Annotated in this window: 18 protein-coding genes; 6 read left to right on the forward strand and 12 right to left on the reverse strand. The window is 72.6% G+C overall.

Annotated elements, in window-relative coordinates; genetic code table 11:
* Window positions 1-54 precede the first annotated feature (54 nt).
* The 3 genes from ABD284_RS04365 to ABD284_RS04375 all read right to left on the reverse strand — a co-directional run bounded on the left by ABD284_RS04365 (window position 55) and on the right by ABD284_RS04375 (window position 2,994).
* Window positions 55-648, reverse strand: a complete 594-nt coding sequence (locus ABD284_RS04365) for an HdeD family acid-resistance protein (RefSeq protein ID WP_344141060.1) — start codon at window positions 646-648, stop codon at window positions 55-57.
* 196 nt (window positions 649-844) lie between these two features.
* Complete coding sequence (locus ABD284_RS04370) at window positions 845-2,134, reverse strand: citrate synthase (protein WP_344141061.1); 1,290 nt, start codon at window positions 2,132-2,134, stop codon at window positions 845-847.
* A gap of 338 nt (window positions 2,135-2,472) precedes the next feature.
* Window positions 2,473-2,994 (reverse strand): methyltransferase family protein, encoded by a 522-nt coding sequence (locus ABD284_RS04375; RefSeq protein ID WP_344141063.1) that lies wholly within the window; start codon window positions 2,992-2,994, stop codon window positions 2,473-2,475.
* Window positions 2,995-3,151: 157 nt separating this feature from the next.
* Here ABD284_RS04375 and ABD284_RS04380 point away from each other — a divergent pair, with 157 nt between their 5' ends.
* Complete coding sequence (locus tag ABD284_RS04380; RefSeq protein WP_344141064.1) at window positions 3,152-4,021, forward strand: TetR/AcrR family transcriptional regulator; 870 nt, start codon at window positions 3,152-3,154, stop codon at window positions 4,019-4,021.
* Window positions 4,022-4,162: 141 nt separating this feature from the next.
* Here ABD284_RS04380 and ABD284_RS04385 read toward each other — a convergent pair whose 3' ends face one another.
* A complete protein-coding gene (locus ABD284_RS04385) occupies window positions 4,163-4,915 on the reverse strand; it encodes a TetR/AcrR family transcriptional regulator (RefSeq protein WP_344141066.1) in 753 nt (250 codons plus the stop codon).
* A gap of 173 nt (window positions 4,916-5,088) precedes the next feature.
* Here ABD284_RS04385 and ABD284_RS04390 point away from each other — a divergent pair, with 173 nt between their 5' ends.
* Complete coding sequence (locus ABD284_RS04390) at window positions 5,089-6,243, forward strand: acyl-CoA dehydrogenase family protein (protein ID WP_344141068.1); 1,155 nt, start codon at window positions 5,089-5,091, stop codon at window positions 6,241-6,243.
* Between the two features lie 93 nt (window positions 6,244-6,336).
* Here the strand turns inward: ABD284_RS04390 and ABD284_RS04395 are convergent, their stop codons facing one another.
* Together ABD284_RS04395 and ABD284_RS04400 are read right to left on the reverse strand one after the other, a co-directional pair.
* The gene (locus tag ABD284_RS04395) at window positions 6,337-6,801 is read right to left on the reverse strand and encodes a TIGR03668 family PPOX class F420-dependent oxidoreductase (RefSeq protein ID WP_344141070.1); all 465 of its coding nucleotides are present in this window, start codon (window positions 6,799-6,801) and stop codon (window positions 6,337-6,339) included.
* A 119-nt stretch (window positions 6,802-6,920) separates the two neighbouring features.
* Window positions 6,921-8,663, reverse strand: coding sequence for a serine/threonine-protein kinase (locus ABD284_RS04400; RefSeq protein WP_344141072.1), 1,743 nt, complete (start codon window positions 8,661-8,663; stop codon window positions 6,921-6,923).
* A gap of 280 nt (window positions 8,664-8,943) precedes the next feature.
* Here ABD284_RS04400 and ABD284_RS04405 point away from each other — a divergent pair, with 280 nt between their 5' ends.
* From ABD284_RS04405 to ABD284_RS04420, 4 genes are all read left to right on the forward strand, one after another.
* Window positions 8,944-9,291: a TFIIB-type zinc ribbon-containing protein gene (locus ABD284_RS04405; RefSeq protein ID WP_344141073.1), complete on the forward strand. Its 348-nt coding sequence runs from the start codon at window positions 8,944-8,946 to the stop codon at window positions 9,289-9,291.
* A gap of 57 nt (window positions 9,292-9,348) precedes the next feature.
* Window positions 9,349-10,062 carry an AAA family ATPase gene (locus ABD284_RS04410; protein ID WP_344141074.1) on the forward strand — a complete coding sequence of 238 codons (714 nt, stop codon included), beginning with the start codon at window positions 9,349-9,351 and terminating at the stop codon, window positions 10,060-10,062.
* A 142-nt stretch (window positions 10,063-10,204) separates the two neighbouring features.
* Window positions 10,205-10,756: a hypothetical protein gene (locus ABD284_RS04415; protein ID WP_344141075.1), complete on the forward strand. Its 552-nt coding sequence runs from the start codon at window positions 10,205-10,207 to the stop codon at window positions 10,754-10,756.
* A gap of 63 nt (window positions 10,757-10,819) precedes the next feature.
* On the forward strand, window positions 10,820-11,434 hold the full coding sequence (locus tag ABD284_RS04420; protein WP_344141076.1) for a TetR/AcrR family transcriptional regulator: 615 nt from the start codon (window positions 10,820-10,822) through the stop codon (window positions 11,432-11,434).
* 100 nt (window positions 11,435-11,534) lie between these two features.
* Here ABD284_RS04420 and ABD284_RS04425 read toward each other — a convergent pair whose 3' ends face one another.
* The 6 genes from ABD284_RS04425 to ABD284_RS04450 all read right to left on the reverse strand — a co-directional run bounded on the left by ABD284_RS04425 (window position 11,535) and on the right by ABD284_RS04450 (window position 20,554).
* Complete coding sequence (locus ABD284_RS04425; RefSeq protein WP_344141077.1) at window positions 11,535-12,866, reverse strand: cytochrome P450 family protein; 1,332 nt, start codon at window positions 12,864-12,866, stop codon at window positions 11,535-11,537.
* Between the two features lie 325 nt (window positions 12,867-13,191).
* Window positions 13,192-15,558: a heavy metal translocating P-type ATPase gene (locus tag ABD284_RS04430; RefSeq protein WP_344141078.1), complete on the reverse strand. Its 2,367-nt coding sequence runs from the start codon at window positions 15,556-15,558 to the stop codon at window positions 13,192-13,194.
* A gap of 589 nt (window positions 15,559-16,147) precedes the next feature.
* Complete coding sequence (locus tag ABD284_RS04435; protein WP_344141079.1) at window positions 16,148-16,747, reverse strand: GNAT family N-acetyltransferase; 600 nt, start codon at window positions 16,745-16,747, stop codon at window positions 16,148-16,150.
* Window positions 16,748-16,977: 230 nt separating this feature from the next.
* A complete protein-coding gene (locus ABD284_RS04440) occupies window positions 16,978-17,766 on the reverse strand; it encodes an ion transporter (protein ID WP_344141080.1) in 789 nt (262 codons plus the stop codon).
* A gap of 123 nt (window positions 17,767-17,889) precedes the next feature.
* Entirely contained in the window at window positions 17,890-18,786 is an 897-nt protein-coding gene (locus ABD284_RS04445; protein WP_344141081.1) for a helix-turn-helix domain-containing protein, read from the reverse strand.
* A gap of 292 nt (window positions 18,787-19,078) precedes the next feature.
* Window positions 19,079-20,554 (reverse strand): alanine/glycine:cation symporter family protein, encoded by a 1,476-nt coding sequence (locus ABD284_RS04450; protein ID WP_344141082.1) that lies wholly within the window; start codon window positions 20,552-20,554, stop codon window positions 19,079-19,081.
* Window positions 20,555-20,778 lie beyond the last annotated feature (224 nt).

Consider the following 20,778-nt stretch of genomic DNA (forward strand, 5'->3'; position numbering starts at 1 on the left):
ATCCCCCTCAGGAGGCAACCGCGGCTGCGACCGCGGGCGTAGGGCGCGCCCGGTTCAGGCCGTACCGCCGGTCTGCGGCCCCTCCTGTGCGGGGCCCCTGTGCAGTGTGCCGCCGGAGCCCTGGCCCAGGCCGCGCATGCGCAGGCTCAGACCGATGAGCGCCGCGCCGAAGACGATGGCGTAGGCGCCGATGGCGAAGGACATCGCGACCGCCCCGCCGAAGGGCACGATCCAGATCACCAGGCCGAACGCGACGGAGAGCGCGCCGCTGAAGATGTAGAGCCACTCGCCGTGGATCTCCCGGCGCAGCCGGTAGGCGGTGAGGATCTCGAACACGCCGGTGATGATCGCCCACAGGCCCAGCAGGATCGCCAGGACGAGCACGGTGGCCAGCGGCCAGGCGAGGATGATCAGACCGACGACCACGCCCAGGATCGCCTCCCAGACCAGCGGCGGGCGGTCGCCCTCCTCGGCGCGCAGGGCCGCCCAGCCCGCGAAGACGCCGTCGACGAGGGCGTAGACGCCGAAGACCGTCGCCAGCGCGATCGCCGTGATCCCGGGCCACAGGACCGCGACGAGCCCGAAGACGATCGCCGCGGCGCCCCGGACGGTGAGGACCCACCAGTGCTCTACCAGGTAGTCGAGCATGTCTCCCCCGATCGATCGACCACAGTGGCGCACTGCCCGGGGGCGGGCGCGGTGATGGTCGCGGAGGCGCAATTATTACCGGCGGCGGGGCAAGCCGATACCCGTCAGTGGTGCGGCGCGCGGTGTGCGCATGCAGGCACCCGGTCGCGCGGGCGGGGCGGCTCCGCCGCGCGGCCGGGTACGGGTGCGCCGCGCCTCAGCCGTTGTAGGAGCGCTGCGCCGGGCCGACGTAGAGCTGGCGCGGCCGGGCGATGCGGGCGGCGGGGTCGAGGCGCTGCTCGCGCCAGTGCGCGATCCAGCCGGGCAGCCGGCCGAGGGCGAACAGCACGGTGAACATGCTGGTCGGGAAGCCCATGGCGCGGTAGATGACGCCGCTGTAGAAGTCGACGTTGGGGTAGAGCTTGCGATCGGTGAAGTAGGAGTCGGCCAGCGCGCGGCCCTCCAGGCGCAGCGCGAGCTCGAACAGCTCGTCGGGCTGCTCCTGGCGGTGCAGGATCTGGGCGGCCAGCTCTTTGATCTCCTTGCTGCGCGGGTCGAAGTTCTTGTAGACCCGGTGCCCGAAGCCCATCAGCCGCGTGCCGCTCTCCTTGTCCTTGACCTTGGCCAGGAACGAGTCGACGTCGCCGCCGAGGCCGCGGATCTCCTCCAGCATCTCCAGCACGGCCTGGTTGGCGCCGCCGTGCAGGGGGCCGAACAGGGCGTTGATGCCGGCGGAGACGCTGCCGTAGAGGCTGGCCTGGGAGGAGCCGACGACGCGCACGGTGGCGGTGGAGCAGTTCTGCTCGTGGTCGGCGTGCAGGATGAGCAGCAGGTCCATCGCCTTGGCGTAGAGCTCGTCGAGCTCGCGGCTGCCGCTGTCGCCACCGAAGGTCATCCGCACGAAGTCCTCGACGTAGCCGAGGCTGTGGTCGGGCTCCAGCGGCTGCTCGCCCGCGGAGTTGCGGTAGATGCGCGCGGCGACGGTGGGCAGCTGCGCCAGCAGCAGCATCGTCGCGCGGTCGACCTGGTCGGAGTCGTCGGGATCGGTCGTGTCGGCGTAGAAGGCCGCCATGGTGTTGACCGCGGCGCCCAGCAGGATCATGGGATGGCCGTCGCGCGGCAGAGCGTCGATCATGGCCCGCATCTCGACGGGCAGGGCGGCGTTGGCGCGCAGCTGCTCGGTGAACTCCTTGAGCTCGCCCGGCCCGGGGAGTTCGCCGTGGATGAGGAGGTAGGCGACCTCCAGGAAGGAGCTTCCGGCCGCGAGTTCCTGGATGGGATAGCCGCGATAGCGGAGGATGCCCGCTTCGCCGTCGATATAGGTGATCTTCGACTGGCACGCGGCGGTGTTGGCGAACCCGGGGTCGAGGGTGACCATGCCGGCCCGGCTCAGCAGGGTCTTGGCCTCGAAGGCCTGTTCACCCTCGGTGCCGGTCAGCAGCGGCAGGGTGTGCGCCCCACCTTCGTACCGCAGCTCTACCGCGCGCTCTTTGCCGTCTTCGCTCATGCCTGAGCAACCTTTCCAGGCGGGGATGCGGGGGATCAGGGAAAGCCGCCGTCCCGGCTCGACCGTGTCTTGCGTTCAGTTCTTATTAAACTCCAGTGAAGCAAAACAGTACAATTGTCGCGCATTGGCGAACCGGTGACATGGGACACACCATAAAGCTGGCAAACAGTTTCCCATGTGCTAAAGAACCGTCGTTTTTCGCGCTCTCCGAAAGTGTACCTGTTTGACATCCGAACAGTCCTTCGCCCCCCGTGAAACACGGGGAGCCCCCGCCCCACGGGACATCGCGCCGCGCGGGCACCCCGGGGCGGAGGCCCGCCTCCCGCTCCCGCGCGGGCTCAGCCGGCGGCGCCGGTGCGCGGCGCCTGCCACGGACGCAGCCGCGGCAGCCACGCGGGCACGTTGCGGCGGTACTCGGCGTACTCGGCCCCGAAGGAGCGGGCCATCGTCGGCTCCTCGTAGAGCCGCACGAACACCGCGGTGACCGCCCAGAACACCAGCGCCCACAGGGCCACGCCCCACGAGCCGAACAGCAGCGCCTCACCGATGTTGACCGCGGTCAGCGCCACGTACATGGGATTGCGCACGTAGCGGTGGAGACCGTCCACGACCAGGTGCTCGGTGGGGGCGACCGGCGCCGGCGTGCCGCGGGCCGCGGCGAAGCGGGCAAACGCGTGCACACACGCGTACAGGCCCGCGCAGATCAGTACGGCGCCGAGAACCTGGGCCGCGATCCAGTACGGAAGCGGCTGGCGAAGCTCCCAGCCGCTGATCAGCCACGGAATGAGGCCGACCATCGTGCCCGGCGCCACGACGAAGAACACGGCACTGCCGACTGCTGCCGACGTCCGACTCCGCATCGTTCCTCCTTCCCGTCTTCCGCAGTCCTGTGCACTGCGGTCGGATGCCTTGCGGGATGCCGCGCGACCGCGGCACCGGCGCCCGGGCCGGGGCGGCCGGGGACGCTGATGCCTGGGTATCTGAAACTGCTCGATATGTATAGTAGTATCGAGTTTCATGATGGAGCAGAGCAACGAAGACGCGCGGCGGGTCCCGCCCGGCCTCGTCGACGCGGCCGTGGCGGCGGCGCGGGAGCGGGGTCGAGACGTCGCCGAGGTCCCGCTGACAGCCATCGCCGCGAAGGCCAACATCTCGCGCAGCACTCTGCTACGCCGGCTCGGCGGAACGCGCGCCGCGCTGGACGCCGCCGTCCTGGCCTCCGGCGTCGACCCCGGGGGCCGCCCGCCCGTGCGCGAGCGCGCGGTCGCCGCGGCGGCGGAGATCATCGGCGACCGCGGGCTGGGCGGGGTCACCCTGGACGCCGTCGCGGCCGCCGCGCAATGCTCGGTGCCCAGCCTGCACACGGTCTTCCACGGGCGGGACGGCCTCCTGTCGGCCGTCTTCGAGCGCTACGGGCCGGTGATCGGCATCGAGGCGGTCGCCGAGGACCCCCCGGAGCGCTTCGAGGACGTCGTCCACAGCCTCTTCCGGGCGATCGTCACCGCTTTCTCGAAGGAGCCGCGGGTGCTGCCCGCCATCGTCGCGGACCTCCTCGGCCGCCCCGACGGCCCGGGCTCGCGCCTGCTGGAGGCGGCGGTCCCCCGCCTGCTGCACGGGATGACCAGCCTGTTCGCCGCCGAGATCGAGGCCGGACGGCTGCGCCCGCTGCCCATGCCCGTCATCATCCAACTGCTCATCGGGCCGCCCGCGGTGCACATGATGGTGCGCCCGGCGCTGGACCGCGCCCTCGGCCCGGCGCTGCCCTCGGTCGACGACGCCTGCGCGATGTTCGCCGACGGGTTCCTGCGCGCCGTGGCCCCCGATCCGTCCACCGCCGAGGGCGGTCCGCGCGCGCCGGGCGGGACCGGGCCGCGGGAAGGGGCCTGAGGCCCCCGCCCTCAGCGGACGGCGGCGCCCCCGCCCTCGGCGACGGACCGCGAGCCGACCGGGCGCGGGGTGCCGGGGAAGAGCTGCCCGGAGTCCCCGCCGCGGCCCGGACCGTGCCGAGGCGGACGGCCCGCCGACCGCTCAGCCGCCTTCCGGCCCCAGCGCGGAGCGGATGCGGGAGAGCACGTCCGCGCCGGAGGCGGCCGCGGGGTAGACGGCCACCAGGACCGACTCCTGCGCCGCGGCGTCCCGGCCGCCGGCGCCGCCCGCGTCACCCTCTGGAACGGGAGGCTCGCGCAGCAGGGCGCCCAGTGATCCGGTCACGAACGCCATGGCCTCGTCGAACCGGCGCCAGGGCACCGGCTCCTGCGGGGCGTGCAGCCACGACCGCAGCACGTGGTTGTGCGCGGCGATCACCGACGCGGCCAGCGCCTCGCCGGTCAGGGCCCGCCGCCCCGCCGTCTCGCCGCGGCCCAGGAAGCGGCTGAACGCCGCCTGGTAGCGGGCGGTCATGGCGATCTCGCGGTCGCGCAGCCGGGGCACGGCGCGCACCAGGCGGAAGCGGGGCACGGTGATCTCGGGCGAGCGCACGTACTCCTGGAAGACCATGCGCGCGGCGGAGCGCACCGTGGCCACGGGGTCGTCGTCGGGCGCGGCCTCCAGGAAGCGCTCGACGGTCTCGAACAGGTCGTCGTGCTCGGCGAAGAGGATGTCCTCCTTGGACCCGAACCGGCGAAAGAGGCTGCGCCTGCTCATCCCGGCGGCGGCGGCGATGTCGTCCATGGTCGTGGCCTCGTAGCCGGCCTCGCTGAACAGCCGCACCGCCACCTCGACCACCGCGGTCCGGGCCGCGCCGCCCGGCCTGCCCCGATCGCCCTCCGCGCGCTCAGCCACCTCGGCCCCATTCCCCGTCGATCCGCTGCGTGTTCCCCGTGCTCCTCCCACGAGTATCGGCCGTCGTTCCGTTCGGCGCACCCGATCCGTATGATGACACTAGATGCCATGTATGGACACGCAGTGCCAGATGGCGACACGGCCAGCCGGGACCGAGGAAGGCGGGAAGCGTCATGGGCGACTTCGACCTGTTCAGCATCACCGAAGAGCACGAGCAGCTGCGCGAGGCGGTACGCGCCGTCTCCGACGACAAGATCGCGCCGCACGCGGCCGAGGTCGACGAACGGTCCGAGTTCCCCAAGGCGGCCCACGACGCGCTCGTGGACACCGACTTCCACGCCGCGCACATCCCCGAGGAGTACGGCGGTGTGGGCGCCGACGCCGTCGCGACCTGCATCATCATCGAGGAGGTCGCCCGCGCCTGCGCGTCCTCCTCGCTCATCCCGGCGGTGAACAAGCTGGGCACGATGCCGCTGATCCTGGGCGCCTCCGAGGAGGTCAAGCAGCGCTACCTGGCACCCGTGGCCGGCGGCGAGGCGATGTTCTCCTACGGCCTGTCCGAGCGCGAGGCCGGCTCCGACACCGCCGCCATGCGCACCCGCGCCGAGGCCGACGGCGACGACTGGATCCTGAACGGGCAGAAGTCCTGGATCACCAACGCCGGGGTGAGCCGGTACTACACGGTCATGGCCGTCACCGACCCCGACGGCAAGCGCGGCGGCAACGTCAGCGCGTTCGTGCTGCACGCCGACGACCCCGGCTTCACCCTCGGCGAGCCCGAGCGCAAGCTGGGGATCAAGGGCTCGCCCACCCGCGAGCTGTACTTCGACGACGTGCGCATCCCCGGCGACCGCCTGGTCGGCGGCGTCGGCGAGGGCCTCAAGCTCGCGCTGCGCACGCTGGACCACACCCGGGTCACGATCGGTGCCCAGGCGGTGGGCATCGCCCAGGGTGCGCTGGACCACGCGGTGGCCTACGCCAAGGAGCGCAAGCAGTTCGGCTCCGCGATCGCCGACTTCCAGGGCATCCAGTTCATGCTCGCCGACATGGCGATGAAGCTGGAGACCGCCCGGCAGATGGTCTACGTCGCCGCCGCGAAGTCCGAGCGCGGCGACGCCGACCTTCCGTTCTTCGGCGCCGCGGCCAAGTGCTACGCCTCCGACGCCGCCATGGAGATCACCACCGACGCCGTCCAGCTCCTCGGCGGCGCCGGCTACGTCAAGGACTTCCCGCTGGAGCGCATGATGCGCGACGCCAAGATCACCCAGATCTACGAGGGCACCAACCAGATCCAGCGCCTGGTAATGGCCCGCCAGCTGCTGAAGTAGGCCGCGGCCCGCGGCACCGCACGGCTCCGGCGGAGCGACGCTTGCCCCGTCCGCGGTCCGCCCGCGGTCCGTCCGCCGGTTGCTGCGCTCGGGTCAGTCGGGCTGGTCGGAGGACCAGCCCGACCAGCGGGTGACCTCGACGAGGACGACCGGACCGGAGGGCGGGGCGTCGCGGTACTGGGCGTAGCGCTCCTGGAGGCGGCGGACCGCGGTGCGGTGCTCGGGGGGCGCGTTCTGGGAGTCGGTCCCCGGGTCCACGATGCGGGCGAGGCCGTCGGCGCGCACCCACCACAGCCGGGACCAGTCGTCGGAGTACGCGTCGGCCAGCAGGCACACCCGCGGGTTGGCGGCGATGTTGGCGAGGCGCCGCAGGGCGGTCGTGCGCTTGGGCTTGTGGTCGACCGCGAAGGCGACGGTGTCGGCGTCCTGCCCCTGACCGGCGATCAGGGCGAACGTGACCGGCACCAGGTGGGGCAGACCGTCGGCGTCCGCCGTGGCAAGGCGTGCGACGCGCGCGCGGGCGAAGTGCTCCCGGCACTGTCGGGCGTTCCAGCGCATACCGCGAGCCTGCCACGGAAGGCGGCCCCGGCGGGCGCGCCCCGCCCCGAAGCGGCCGATCCGGCCGGGCCGATCGGGCCGCGCGCTCGTACGGCCGGTCGGGCCGGGCGGCTCCGCCGCTACTCGGCCGGCTCGAAGGACTCGGCCGCCTCGTCCAGGATCGCCTTGTTGCGCGCGAAGTCCTCCTCGGTCGACACCAGGAAAAGCGCGTAGCCCTTCTCCTCGGTGTGGAACGCCCGGTCCACGGCGTGCATGGCGGTGCCGTGCTGCCCCGTGAAGGTGAACTCCCAGTCGGCCGCGCTGATGTAGTCGTCGGTGTAGGGCTCGCCGAGGGCCTCGATCCCGACCAGCGAGTAGCCGTCGAAGTTCGCCGACATGCGCGGCTCCTGGGCCACCCAGTCGTCCTTGGCGTTCGACGCCGGGGCGTCGCTCTGGTCGATCTGCAGGTAGCCCTGCTCGCCGGGGATGTCGAAGAAGACGCTGCTGCCGTTGCGGTTGTCCAGCGGCCAGTCCTCGGGGACCTCGACGGAGAACCCGGTGGGGTCCTCGTGCTCGGTCATCTCGGGCAGCTCCGGCTCGTCCTCGCCGTCGTCGCCCGCGGCCTCCGTCGCCTGCCCGCCGGAGTCCGGCGCCGCCGCAGTGCCGTCCTGCCCCGTGCCGTCCTGCCCCGCTTCCGAGGAGTCCGCGCTCGGCCCGGCGGTGCCGCCCGCGGCGCCGGCCTCCTCCCCGGGGGCGCCCTGGCGGCTGCCGATCCAGGCCACCGTCCCCGCGACCAGCACCAGCGCCGCCAGTCCGCCCGCGACCGCCAGCGCAGCACCGCCGCGGCGGCCGCCGCGCTCCGGTGCCGGCCCCGCTGCCGGAACGGGTCCGGGCGGGTCCGCTGACACGGGTGCCGCGTCGGCGCTCTCGCCGATGCGGGAGGTGCCCGACGCCGGCGCGGAATGCGCGACGTGCAGGGCCGCCCCGGCGGGGGCGTGCTGCGCCGCGTCGTCCCGGCGCCCGGCCGGAGCCGCCGAGTCCCGGTCCCGGCGGGCGTCCTCGACCGCGGCCTGGAGCAGTGCGGCCGCCTCGTCGACCGAGGGCCGGTCCCCGGGCTCCTTCTGCAGCAGGCGTTCGATGACCGGCTCCAGCACTCCCGCCGACGCCGGCTGCGGTACCTCCGCGGTGACGATGGCGGTCAGCGTGGCCATGGGTGTGTCGCGATGGAAGGGCGTGGTGCCCTCGACCGCCTGGTAGAGGGTCACGCCCAGGGCCCAGATGTCGCTGGCCGGCGTGGCCGGCTTGCCGTGCGCCTGCTCGGGCGCGAGGTAGCTCGGCGACCCCACGAGCAGGCCGGTGCTCGTGAGGTGGCTGGAGCCCTCCAGGTGCGCGATGCCGAAGTCGGTCAGCACCGCGCGGTCGCCGCGGGCGATGAGCACGTTGGCGGGTTTGATGTCGCGGTGCACGATGCCGCGCTCGTGGGCGAGCGACAGCGCGGCCGCCACCTGCGCGCCGATGCCCGCGGCCCGCTCCGGCTCGAACGCACCGCCGCTCTTGATGAGGGAGCCGAGCGACGGCCCGCGCACCAGCTCCATGACGATCCAGGGCCGCTCGTCGATCTCGACCACGTCGAAGACGGTGATGATCGAGGGATGGCTGAGCTGGGCCGCGTGGCGGGCCTCCCGCAGCATCCGGGTACGCAGCACCTCGACCTCGGCGGCGGGCAGCTGCGGGGGGATGAGCAGCTCCTTGACGGCCACCGGCCGGTCCAGAAGCTCGTCGACGCCCTCCCAGACGCGCCCCATCCCGCCCTCGCCGATCAACTCGGTCAGGCGGTAGCGGCCGGACAGCAGGCGCCCCGGCTCACTGCTCTCGTTCGTCATCGATGGGGATTCCTCGTAGTGGGATTGCGGTGCCCGGCGGAGGGGGCGCGGTCAAGGCGAGTTTAGGAGCAGTCGCGGGCCTTCACGGGCGCGCGGTGCGCCCGGCCGAGGCGCCGGGTCCACCCCGCCGACCGCCGTGGACGGACGGAGCACCCGGTGCAGCCGTTTGAACTGGGACGACGCGGAGTTCCCGAATCGGGCGGCCGGTTGCGGCCGCCGCGGTCGCAAACGGGATTCCGGTTTTTATCCGCGCCACAGCGCCTGCGGCTATTGTGTAACCGTGATATGCCCTAAGTGCCAAGGCCAGATGCAGACGTTCGACCGTATGGGGATCCACCTCGAGCAGTGCCCGAACTGCCGGGGCATCTTCCTCGACCGAGGCGAGCTTGAGCAGATCATCTCCGCCGAACAGCGCCACTACAGCCACGCTCCCGGTCCCGCCGGCCCCGTGGGCGGCCCCGCTCCGGTGCGGCCCTACCGCGACTCCCCCGCGCCCTACCACGGTGGCGGCCACGGCGGCCACGGCGGCGGCTACCGCGACTCCCCCCGCCCCTACGGTTACGGCGACTCCCCCCGCCCCTACGGCAACAAGCGCCGCAAGAGCTTTCTGGAAGGGCTCTTCGACTAGCGTGCGCGCCACCACCGCACCCGCCCGCCGGCGCGGCCCCGTGCGCGGGACGGCCGCGTGAACCCGCTGATCTGCGCACGCTGCGGAGAGTTCACCGACCGACCGCACGTCGACGCCGACGACCCGACGGGCGCGGTGCTGTGCTGTGCCCGCTGCGGCCACCGCGAGCCCTTCCGGCGGCTGCCGCTGCTGTGCGTGACCGGCCCCAGCGGCACCGGCAAGTCCACCGTCGCGCGCCTGCTGCTGGAGAGCCTCTCGCAGCGGTTCGTGGTGCTGGAGCAGGACCTGCTGTGGACCGGCGGGCTGCGCGACTCCGACACCGAGCACCCGCTGTTTCGCACCACGTGGCTGCGCACCGCCGCGATGATCCAGCAGAACGGCCGCCCGGTCGTGCTGTGCGGCACCGTCGTGCCTCCGGAGTTCGAGGCGCTGCCCGAGCGCGCACTGTTCTCGGAGATCCGCTACCTGGCGCTGATGTGCGACCCCGGGGTGCTCGCCGCGCGGCTGCGCGCGCGGCCGGCCTGGCGGCAGTGGGACGAGCCCCGCATCGCCGAGATGCTCGACTACGCCCGGTGGGTCGAGGAGACCGCGCACGAGATGGACCCGCCCGTCGACCTGCTGGACACCACCGGGGTCCCGGCGGAGCGCACCGCCGAGGAGGTCGCCCGGTGGGCCCTCCGCACAACGGGCGCAGCCGGCGCACCTGCTGCTGCGGGCCTGCGTGCGGACGCCGCCGGCCGCCCCTCCCGCGACTCGGCCCCTCTGCGCTGACACGCGCAGGCTCCCTCTCAGCACCGCCGCGACGGATCCCGCGGCCGCCGGAAACCCTGCCCCACCCGGCACGGCCGTAGCCCGTTGAAAACAAATATCCTCTATGTTTTTATGGATTCACACCTGCGAAGGGAGTCCTGACATGGACCTGCTGACCGACTTCCTCACCTGGGCCTGGCCGCGCCACCTCAACCCGCTGAGCTGGTACATCCGCCCTTTGTTCTTCCTACCGATCGCCTACTTCTGCTGGACGCGCCGCCCCTACGCGCTCACGGCGACCATCATCGCGATGCTGTCCAGCTTCTTCTGGTTCCCCGCTCCGCCGCCGGACGAGATCGACCCGCGGATGCAGGGCGTCCTGGAGATGGAGAAGGAGCTGTTCGCCGACCCGACATGGATCACCTGGCTGACCCTCCCGCTGGCTCCCGCGCTGATCGCCGCACTGTGCGCGGCCTTCTGGCAGCGCTCGCTGGGCTGGGGGCTGGTCGTCATCGACGGCGGGCTGGCGGTGAAGATCGCCTGGACGGTCGCCAACTCCGGGGCGGACGGCCTGGCCACAGTGCTGCCGCTGGGGGCGGGCGGACTGGTGATGACCGCCGTCATCGTCGCGGTCGCCAAGTTACGCGGACTGCGCCTCTCGCTGCTGCGCGGGAACGCGTCCGCGGCGGCCGACCGGCCGCCCGAGCGCGTCTGAAACCATATGACCGCACCGGGCGCACGGACGCGATCGGAACACCGACCAGGGAAGGAGGCCGCGATGCCTCCCGCGTTCTCCGCCGAGGAGAAGGCCCGTATCAAAGGGGTGCTGCTGGAGTCGGGGCGGCGGCTGTTCACGACCCGGGGGCTGCGCAAGACCTCGCTGGAGGACCTGGTAGGGCCCGCCGAGATCGCGAAGAGCAGCTTCTACCAGTTCTTCGACTCCAAGGAGGCGCTATACCTGGAGCTGATGACCGACCGCATGACCGAGGTCAGGCGCGCCACGGTCGACGACGCGCTGCTGTCGGCGCCCGACACCCGCGAAGGGCTTCGGCGGTTCCTGCACGCCACCGTCACCGTGCTCACCACCGACCCGCTCTACAGCCGGCTGATGACCCACCCCGAGGAGATGGAGGCGGTGGCCCGCCGCCACGACCCGGAGTCGGTGACGGGCGTTCCCGGGAACCCGGTCACCGCCCTGTTCTCCTTCGTCGACGAGAAGCGCGGCGAAGGCGCGCTCGTGGGGGCGGATCCGGCGGTCATCGTCGGCGTCCTCCAGGCGGTCCTGCTGCTGCCCATGCACGCCGGGCGCCTCGCCTCGCCGGAACGCTACCCCGAGGTGCTCGACCTCCTCGTCGACATCGTCGCCGCCGGGCTGGCGCCGGACGGGCGGTGACGGACGGGCCGTGCCGCCTTCGCAGCGCGCAGGCGAAGGGAGCCGTCCGTGGCTCCGGCGGCCCGTCAGCGGCCCTCGCGGCGGGGCCGCCGGTCCGCGCTCACCGGTCGCGCCGGAGCATCGCCAAGAAGTCGGACAGCCTCAACCGCTCCGGCGCCGCGGAGCCGCCGGAGCCGACCTCCGGGGACGCAGGGGACGTCTTCCAGGGCACCTCCTCCTGCGTGGGGGACTGCGGCGTGAAGGAGACCGGGAGGCGGGTGAGCGACCGGGAGAACGGGGAGCTGCGCCACTCCAGCTCGGCGGCCGGCACGGCCAGGCGCACGCCGGGCAGCCGGCGCAGCAGCGTCCGGACGCCGGTCGTCGCGATCATGGTCGCGAGGTCCTGCGCGGGGCAGCGGTGCGGACCGACGCCGAACGAGAGGTGGGCGCGGTTGGCGGTGGCCCCCGCCTCCTCCTGGGCGTTGGCGCCGGCCATCGCCCGGTTGGCCGCCGCGTAGCCGAGGAGGACGGGCGAGCCCTCGGGCAGCGTGCCGCCGTTGGGCAGCGAGACGTCGGAGACGGGATACAGCACCGGATAGCCGATCAGCGGCGGGTCCTGCCAGAGCACGTGCTCGATCGCGTCCTCGACGTCCATGCGCCCGCTGACGATCTCGTCGCAGAAGGCGGAGTCGGTGAGGATCATCCGCATGGCGTTGCCGATGAGGTTGGCCGTGGGTTCGTTGCCCGCCCCCACGATCAGCACCAGGTGCTGCAGTACCTCCTCGTCGCTCAGGCCGGCGCGGTGGTCCAGCAACCGCGTTGTGACGTCGTCGCCCGGCTCCTTGCGCTTGCGGGCGATGACCCCGGAGACCACGCGCTCCAACTCGGCGCCGGCGCGCTCGGAGTCGGCGGCGTCCATCATGGCGGCCAGAGCCGTGATGAACCGCCGGCCGCTGTCCTCGTCGAACCCGAAGATGCGGTTCATGACCGTCAGCGGCAGCACGCGGGCGTACTCGTCGATGAGGTCGGCCTCGCCCAGCTGGCAGAACCCGTCGACCAGCGACTCGGCGACGCGGGCGGTGTAGGCGGTGGTCTCGGCGGAGTCGATCCCGCCGAGACTGTCGGTGACAGCGCGGCGCAGCCGCTTGTGCTCGGCCCCGTCGGCGAAGAGCACGTTGGGACGGTGCTCCATCATGCCCAGCACGCCCGCGTCCTCGGGGATCAGACCCGAGCGCCAGTCGCTCCAGCGCCGGGCGTCGCGGCTGAACGTGGCGGTGTCGCGGCACCAGGCGATGATCGTGGCGTAGTCGAGGACCAGCCAGCCGCGGACCCCCGGTTCGAGCATGGCGGGCACGACCGGGCCGTAGGCGTCGCGCACGCGCCGGTAGACGCGGTCCGGATCCCGGTGGAATTCAGGCTTGTACGGCTCGGCGTACGGGCATCCGTCGGTCACTCGGTCCGTCCTCGGGCTCGCGGGGCGTGACGCGCGGCGGCGCGGCGGCGCCCGGTCGGCCCACCGCACCCCGATGCGCCCGGACTCCCCGAAAGGGGAAGGGGGTTCGGCGACGAACCCTACGTCAACCGACGTGCGGAAAAAAGCTCTGCGCGACCGGTCCGCGACGCAATGTCCACCGGTGACGGGCTTGCACCATCCTCGAATTCCTGTCCCGCACCGGTCGGTAGGCGGCACCCGTCCGCGTTCGCCCGGCCCGGCGCCCGCAGGCGTCCGGAGGCGGCGGACGGCCGCCGCCTCCGGACGTACCCCGCGTCCTCCGAGCTCAGCGCGCCGACGCGGCCGACGGCGCCGGTGCGGCCGCGCCGCCGGCGTCGGAGGGGCGGTCGGGACCGCGCCCGTCCTCGCCGTCGCGCGCCAGCGGGCGGAACGTCCGCAGCCGCAGGCTGTTGCTCACGACGAACACGCTGGACAGCGCCATCGCGCCGCCGGCGATCATCGGGTTGAGCAGTCCGGCGGCCGCCAGCGGCAGCGCGAGGACGTTGTAGCCGAACGCCCAGAACAGGTTGCCGCGGATGGTGGCCAGGGTGCGGCGGGAGAGCCGGATGGCGTCGGCGGCCACCCGCAGGTCGCCGCGCACCAGCGTGAGGTCGCCCGCCTCGATCGCGACGTCGGTCCCGGTACCCATGGCCAGGCCGAGGTCGGCCTGCGCCAGCGCAGCGGCGTCGTTGACCCCGTCGCCGACCATGGCGACCGTGCCGCCCTGCTCCTGCAGCCGCCGCACCACGGCGACCTTGTCCTCGGGCAGCACCTCGGCCACGACCTCGCCGATGCCGACCTCGGCCGCGACGGCCTCGGCCACCCCGGAGGTGTCGCCGGTCAGCAGGACCGGGCGCAGGCCCAGCGCACGCAGCCGGGCGACCGCCTCCTTACTGGTGGGCTTGAGCGTGTCGGAGACGGCGAGCACGGCGCGGGCGGCGCCGTCCCAGCCCACCGCGACCGCGGTGCGCCCCTGCTCCCGGTCGCGCTCGACCGCGCGCTCCAGCTCCTGCGGAAGCTCCATGCCTCGTTCGGCTAGCAGGGCGGGGCGCCCGACCAGTACCCGGCGTCCCTCCACGACGCCCTCGACCCCGCGGCCGCCGATGGCGGCGAAGCCGTCGACTCCGGGGAGCCCGCCGGCGCGCTGGACCGCGCCCGCGGCGATCGCCCGGCCGATCGGGTGCTCGGACGCGTCCTCGACCGCACCGGCCAGCCGCAGCGCCTCGGCCTCGTCGACTCCGCCCGCGGCCGCGACACCCGCCAGCGCCATGCGCCCGGTGGTGACGGTGCCGGTCTTGTCCAGCACCACGGTGTCGATGCGGCGGGTGGTCTCCAGCACCTCGGGACCCTTGATCAGGATGCCCAACTGCGCACCGCGGCCGGTGCCCACCAGCAAGGCGGTGGGTGTGGCCAGGCCCAGCGCGCACGGGCAGGCGATGATCAGCACGGCCACCGCCGCGGTGAACGCCTCGGCGGCGCCGCCGGTGCTCAGCCAGAACCCGAGGGTGGCCGCCGCGAGCGCGATCACGACGGGCACGAACACGCCCGAGACGCGGTCGGCCAGGCGCTGGACCTCGGCCTTGCCGCTCTGCGCGTCCTCGACCAGCCGGGCCATCTGCGCCAACTGGGTGTCGGAGCCCACGCGGGTGGCGCGCACGAGCAGCCGGCCGCCGACGTTGGCGGTCGCGCCGGCGACCGGCGAGCCCGGGCCGACCTCCTCGGGCACCGACTCACCGGTGAGCATGCTGCGGTCCACGGCGGAGGTGCCCTCCTGCACCTCGCCGTCGGCGGCGAACTTCTCGCCGGGGCGGACGGCGAACACGTCGCCGACCGCGAGCCGGTCGACGGGCACCCGCTCCTCGCGGCCGCCGCGCACGACGGCGACGTCCTTGGCTCCGAGTTCGAGCAGCGCGCGCAGCGCGGCGCCGGCGCGGCGCTTGGACCGGGCCTCGAAGTAGCGGCCGAGCAGGATGAAGGAGGTCACGCCGGCGGCGACCTCCAGGTAGATGTTCCCGGCGCCGCCGCCGCGCTCGACGGTCAGCGAGAAGGCGTGCATCGTGCCCGGCTCGCCCGCCGTGCCGAGGAACAGCGCGTAGAGCGACCAGCCGAAGGCGGCCAGCGTGCCCATCGACACCAGGGTGTCCATGGTGGCCTGGCCGAGCCGCAGGTTCTTGGCGGCGGCCCGGTGGAACGGCAGGGCGCCCCAGACCACGACCGGCGCGGCGAGGGTGAGCGAGGCCCACTGCCAGTAGGTGAACTGCAGCGCGGGGACCATGGCCATGGCGATGACCGGCGCCGACAGCAGGAGGCTGACGGCGGTGCGCGTACGCAGGGAGCGCAGCGGGTCGTCCGGCCCGCCCTCGGCCGCGGCGGAGTCCGCGCAGCGTTCGGCATCGGGCGGCGGAGGCGGGGTGGCGGTGTAGCCGGCCTTCTCGACCTGGGCGACGAGGTCGTCGGCGCTGACACCGTCGGCGTAGGTGACCCGGGCCTTCTCGGTGGCGTAGTTGACCTCGGCGGTGACGCCGTCGAGCTTGTTGAGCTTCTTCTCGACCCGGTTCGCGCACGAGGCGCAGGTCATACCGCCGATCGCGAGCTCGATCCGGTGTTCGGCCCCGGCCGGGGCGCGCTTCGGTTCCACGCTTTCGCTGCTCATCGCCTTGTGACCTCCTCCGCGGCCGGTGCCGCACGTCGCGAGGGTGCTGATCGGGAGCGCGCCGGAGAATCCGCCGGGAACCTCTGCCCGGCCCAGCCTATGCCGCATACGGGGAAGGGGTATGTGAGGGGCACGCCCTCGCTCCCGGGCGGGACCGCCGCGCCCGGCCGGTCACGCCCCCTCCGCGGGGCCGCCGGGCGGGGCGCGCCCGTACCCGGTCCCGCCGCGAAGGCGGCCGCAAGCACGAGCGCGAACACGGAGATGCGCGCGGGAACGCTCATCGCCCTTTCCCCCCGCGCACTCCGCGCGCCGCGGACCGGCGCGGTCGTCCGCCTCCCACCCATTGCCGCTCCCCTTCACCCGACTACGCCCGATACTATACCCCCCTAGGGTATATTCAAGGCAAGCCGCATCCCGTGTTCCGCACGCCACCGCCCCGCCGGCGGCGCCGGAGGGGCAGGGCGGAGCGGGCCGCTCCGCGGCCGGGGCGCGGTCGGGGAGCCGGTCGGGTCGTGCCCGGGGATCTCGGGGCGGTTTCACGCAGGCGTCGAGGCGGCGGAGGAGCCCTCGGGGCGGCCGCCTGCGGGAGTCAGTCGTCCTTGAGGGTCAGCCGCGCGACGGGCCGCCCGCTGCCGGGGTGGGGGGCGCAGGTGAAGCCCGCCTTCTGGAACATGCGCACGGTGCCGGTGTAGACCTCGGCGCTCGGCGCCCGCCCGCCTGCGGTGTCGACGGGATAGGCCTCCAGGATGCGGCCGCCGCTGGCGCGGGCGTGCTCGATCGCCCCGTCCAGCAGCTGCGACCCCATGCCCTTGCGGCGACGGCGCGGCGGCAGCCAGAAGCACACCAGCGACCACACATCGGGCTCGTCGGGGTCGGCCGGACGCAGCGAGCGCGAACGCGCCAGCCGCACGAAGTCCTCCCGCGGCGCCACCGACACCCAGCCGCACGGCTCGGATCCGTCATAGGCGATCAGACCGGGCACCCTGCCGTCGAGCGTCACGCGCTGGAGCGCCTCGCGGTTGCTGCCACCGCGCTCAGCGGGCGTGCACGACACGCTCGCGGTGAACTCCTTGGCCCTGCGCCGGAAGTAGACGCACCAGCAGTGGCCGTAGGCTCCGGTCGGCCCGAACAGCCGTTCCAGGTCTGCCCACCGTTCCGGGGTGGCGGGCTCGATCGCGACAATGGTCATCTGGCCCCCTCGAACACGGGCGTTGTGACCTAGAACACTAGCGACTCCCGCCCCGAGAAGGCACCCTCACAGGCCCCGACTTGTGACCTGCTTCATGCGCCTGCGCATACTCCCAGCTCACCCCGCACCCGTGGAAACGGGCTCATTCCGGTGGCGGAGCGGTGGGCAGGATGCGAGGGCAGCCCCGCCGGCAGCCGCCAGCGCGCCCGCCCGTGGCGGGGGCGGGCCGCTCAGGCCGCCTCACGTTCCCTGCGCAGTGCGGCGACCTCCGTTCTGAGTGCGCGGAGCTCCGCGAGGACCTCCTGCTGGGGGTCGTCCTCCTCGATCTCGCGGCGGCCGGACTTGTCGTGCTCCAGGGCCTCGACGGCCACCGCGATGAACAGGTTCAGGGCGATGAACGTCGAGGCCAGGATGAACGCCACGAAGAACAGCCACGCCGCCGGCTGCTCCGCCATCACGGTGCGGGCGATGGAGCCCCAGCTGTCGCCGGTCATGATCTGGAACAGGGTGAACAGCGACGTCGTGATCTCACCGAAGTGCTGCGGTGCGCTGGCGCGGAAGAGGTTGGTTGCCATCACCGCGGCCACGTACAGCAGCAGCGCGACCAGGAACGAGATCGACGCCATGCCGGGCAGCGCCTTGAACAGGCCGGTCACGACGTGGCGCAGGGTCGGCACCACCGACAGCAGGCGCAGCACCCTCAGCACCCGGAGCACGCGCAGCACCGAGAACGGCCCGGACGCGGGCATGAGGGCGACCAGCACGATGACGAGGTCGAACCAGCTCCACGGGTCGCGGAAGAAGCCTCCCCGATAGGCGAAGATCCGCAGCCCCAGTTCGACCACGAAGACGCCCAGAACCATCATGTCGACCCGGTGCAGCAGCACGCCGTGGTCCTCGACGACCGGCAAAGAGGTCTCCAGCCCCAGTACCGCTGCGTTGACCAGGATGACGGCGATGACGCAGTTCTGGAACCACCGCGCCTCCACGATGCCCGCGACTCGGTCGCGCACGCTCACGGAAGGCTCTCCCCTCAGGCTCGCCGGTCGGCCGTGATCACGGCAGCCTATCGGCCCGCCTCCCCCGCGTGGCCGGGGTTTCCGACCGCTTCCGGACACTGCGGCGCGGACTCCCGCCCGGTGTCAGGCGGGGTCCGCGGGCCCGGCGGCCTGGGCCGAGGAGCGCAGGCCGCGCTCCTTCGCCCAGTCGGCCAGCCGCATGACGGCGTCGTGGTCGGGGCTTTCGGGGTCGGAGCTGAGCAGACCGATGAACTGCTCGTCGTCCTCGACCACCGCAAGCACCTCCCAGTCCAGCGAGAACTCGCCCACCGCCGGGTGGTCGAAGCGTGTGGCGCCGAACGGCCGCAGTGAGACCAGGTGCTGGTTCCACCACCGCCGGAAGTCCTCATCGCGCACGGACAGCTCGCCCACCAGCTCCTGCAGGCGCGCCTGCTCGCTGCGGGCGCCGCTGTTCATCCGCAGGAACGAGACCGCCTCGCGGGCACGTTCGCGCCAGTCGACGAACACACTGCGGATCGCGGGATTCAAGAAGACGATGCGCACGTAGTTGCGCTGGCGCGCGCTCATGGCGGCCAGGTCGCCGAGCAGCGCCGCGGCCGATCGGTTCCAGGCCAGGATGTCCAGATAGCGCCCGAACACCAGGGCCGGCATGCCCACCACGTTGGCCAGCAGCCGCTCCACGCCGACGCTCACCCGCTGCTCGTCCTCGGCGACGGCCAGACCCAGCTCGGGGTCGGCCAGCTTGAACAGGTGCAGCCGCTGGTCGGCGTCCAGTCCCAGCGCCGTTCCGATGGAGTTCAGCACGGTCCGCGACGCCGTGCGCAGCCGGCCCTGCTCCAGCCGCGTGTAGTAGTCGACGCTGATTCCGGCGAGCTGGGCGACCTCCTCCCTCCGCAGTCCCGGCACCCGACGCGACGGGCCGCCGAGGGGGATGCCCGCATCACGGATGGAGACGAGCGCTCGCCGCGCATTGAGGAATTCGGCCAGCGGCCCCCGGTCTCCGTGCTGGTCGCCTCGCATAGGCCTCGATTATGGCATCGGCGGGCATCTCGGGGGGGAAGATCGTTCCCTGGAACGGTCCGCCCTTCTCCAGCACCGCGCTTTCGGGCAGTCTCTTCTCCCGAGGGCGGATCCGCTCCGCTGCCCGGCCGCTTGCTCCGGCAAGCGGTTCGGCGGGGAGGGGGCAGCGGAGCGGGCTCCAAGGAAGGTGCGACCCCACCTGCAAGGCGGGGTCGCACCTCCCTGTTCTCGGTCCGCACCGCCCTGCTCGCGTCCCGCGCCGACCGCCCAGGGCGATCGGCACGCCGGCGGTCTAGCGGCTGCCCGCGCCCGCCTCGTCGGCGGCGGGCTGCTGCTCGGCCTCCCAGCACTGGACTCCGCGCAGCTGGGGGAACCGGTCGCGGGTGAACACCGGGTCGAGGCCCTGCTTGCGCTGGGCCACGTAGTCCTTGAGCACGATCCCCACCACTCCGGCGAGCGGCGCGAGGGCCACCAGGTTGACCAGGGCCATGAAGCCCATCGCGGTGTCGGCCAGGCTCCACACGATCTGCACGGTGCCGATCGAGCCGAGGAAGGTCGCCACCAGGAAGACGACCTTGAAGCCGGTCATGACACCCCGGTTCTCGGTGAGGAAGGCGACGTTGGCCTGGCCGTAGTAGAAGTTGCCCAGGATCGAGCTGAAGGCCAGGAGCAGCAGCACCACCGTCAGCGCGTGCAGCGACCACGTGCCCAGACCGGTCTCCAGGGCCTCCTGGGTCAGCAGCGGGCCGCGCTCGGCACCGAGGGTCGGGTTGGTGGTCAGGATCAGGAACGCGGTCATGGAGCAGATGATCAGGGTGTCGAAGTAGACGCCCAGGGTCTGCACGAGGCCCTGCTTGACCGGGTGGGTGACCGCCGCGGTGGCGCCGGCGTTGGGGGCCGAGCCCAGTCCGGCCTCGTTGGAGAACATGCCGCGCCGCACGCCCTGGATGATCACCGTGCCGATGGTCGCTCCGGCGACCTCGCGCAGACCGAAGGCGCTCTGCACGATCTCGGAGAAGACGGCGGGGACCTGGTCGGCGTTGAGCACGACCACGACCAGGCCCATGATCAGGTAGAACACCGCCATGAAGGGGACCAGCGTCTGCGTGACGTGGGCGATGCGGCGCACGCCGCCGAACACGACCAGCGCGGTCACGGCCACCAGCAGCAGGCCGACCGCAGCCGTCACCCAGGTGCCGAACTCGTAGCCGATGGCGCCCGCGGAGTTGGCCACGGCGTTGGCGATGGTGTTGCTCTGCACCGCGTTGAACACGAACCCGAAGGTCACCGTGATGGCGATGGCGAAGATGATCCCCATCCACCGGGCGTTGAGCCCGTGCTGCATGTAGTAGGCGGGACCGCCGCGGTAGCCGGTCCGGTCGCGCACCTTGTACAGCTGACCGAGCGTGGACTCCACGAAGCTGGCGGCCCCGACGAAGAGGCCGGCGATCCACATCCACAGCACGGCGCCGGGTCCGCCGACCGCGATCGCACCGGCCACGCCGACGACGTTGCCGGTTCCGATGCGCGCGGCCGCGGAGATCGAGAACGCCTGGAACGAGGAGATCGCCCGCTTACCGTCAGGGGCGACCTCGGGTTTGCTGCGCAGCGTCCGGACCATCTCCGGGATCATGCGCAGCTGCACGCCCCCGAGCCTGACGGTGAAGTAGATGCTCAGGACGGCGAGCAGGGGGATGAGCAACCAGGCCCAGAACGCGTCTGTGAACGTGGTTACGAGGTCGTTGGCTAGTTGGTTGAGTTGTTCCACGGCCCGTGGTGCTCCTTTGCTACGGGGGACGGCACCCGCACAGGGGTACCCGAATCGGGCACTTGTTCACGAATCGACACGATCCGTTACCTTATGCCTATCGTGCCGTTACGCAATCCCGTGTCCGGGGACGACGTCGCGTGCCGCCCCTTGTGGACCGGCACAACGGGGGGCAGGCGGCCCGCAGGCGCTCCGGTCCGCTTCCCGGCCTCCGCGCGCCGCCG

The sequence above is a fragment of the Streptomonospora arabica genome, assembly GCF_039531585.1.
Taxonomy (GTDB): Bacteria; Actinomycetota; Actinomycetes; order Streptosporangiales; family Streptosporangiaceae; genus Streptomonospora; species Streptomonospora halophila.

Bases quoted from the DNA above. Each gene is read 5' to 3' on its own strand.
- ABD284_RS04395 (WP_344141070.1), bottom strand. From the start codon at position 6,801: ATGCGCTGGAACGCCCGACAGTGCCGGGAGCACTTCGCCCGCGCGCGC.
- ABD284_RS04375 (WP_344141063.1), bottom strand. From the start codon at position 2,994: ATGCGGAGTCGGACGTCGGCAGCAGTCGGCAGTGCCGTGTTCTTCGTC.
- ABD284_RS04400 (WP_344141072.1), bottom strand. From the start codon at position 8,663: ATGACGAACGAGAGCAGTGAGCCGGGGCGCCTGCTGTCCGGCCGCTAC.
- ABD284_RS04390 (WP_344141068.1), top strand. From the start codon at position 5,089: ATGGGCGACTTCGACCTGTTCAGCATCACCGAAGAGCACGAGCAGCTG.
- ABD284_RS04435 (WP_344141079.1), bottom strand. From the start codon at position 16,747: ATGACCATTGTCGCGATCGAGCCCGCCACCCCGGAACGGTGGGCAGAC.
- ABD284_RS04365 (WP_344141060.1), bottom strand. From the start codon at position 648: ATGCTCGACTACCTGGTAGAGCACTGGTGGGTCCTCACCGTCCGGGGC.
- ABD284_RS04370 (WP_344141061.1), bottom strand. From the start codon at position 2,134: ATGAGCGAAGACGGCAAAGAGCGCGCGGTAGAGCTGCGGTACGAAGGT.
- ABD284_RS04380 (WP_344141064.1), top strand. From the start codon at position 3,152: ATGATGGAGCAGAGCAACGAAGACGCGCGGCGGGTCCCGCCCGGCCTC.
- ABD284_RS04445 (WP_344141081.1), bottom strand. From the start codon at position 18,786: ATGCGAGGCGACCAGCACGGAGACCGGGGGCCGCTGGCCGAATTCCTC.
- ABD284_RS04415 (WP_344141075.1), top strand. From the start codon at position 10,205: ATGGACCTGCTGACCGACTTCCTCACCTGGGCCTGGCCGCGCCACCTC.
- ABD284_RS04420 (WP_344141076.1), top strand. From the start codon at position 10,820: ATGCCTCCCGCGTTCTCCGCCGAGGAGAAGGCCCGTATCAAAGGGGTG.
- ABD284_RS04430 (WP_344141078.1), bottom strand. From the start codon at position 15,558: ATGAGCAGCGAAAGCGTGGAACCGAAGCGCGCCCCGGCCGGGGCCGAA.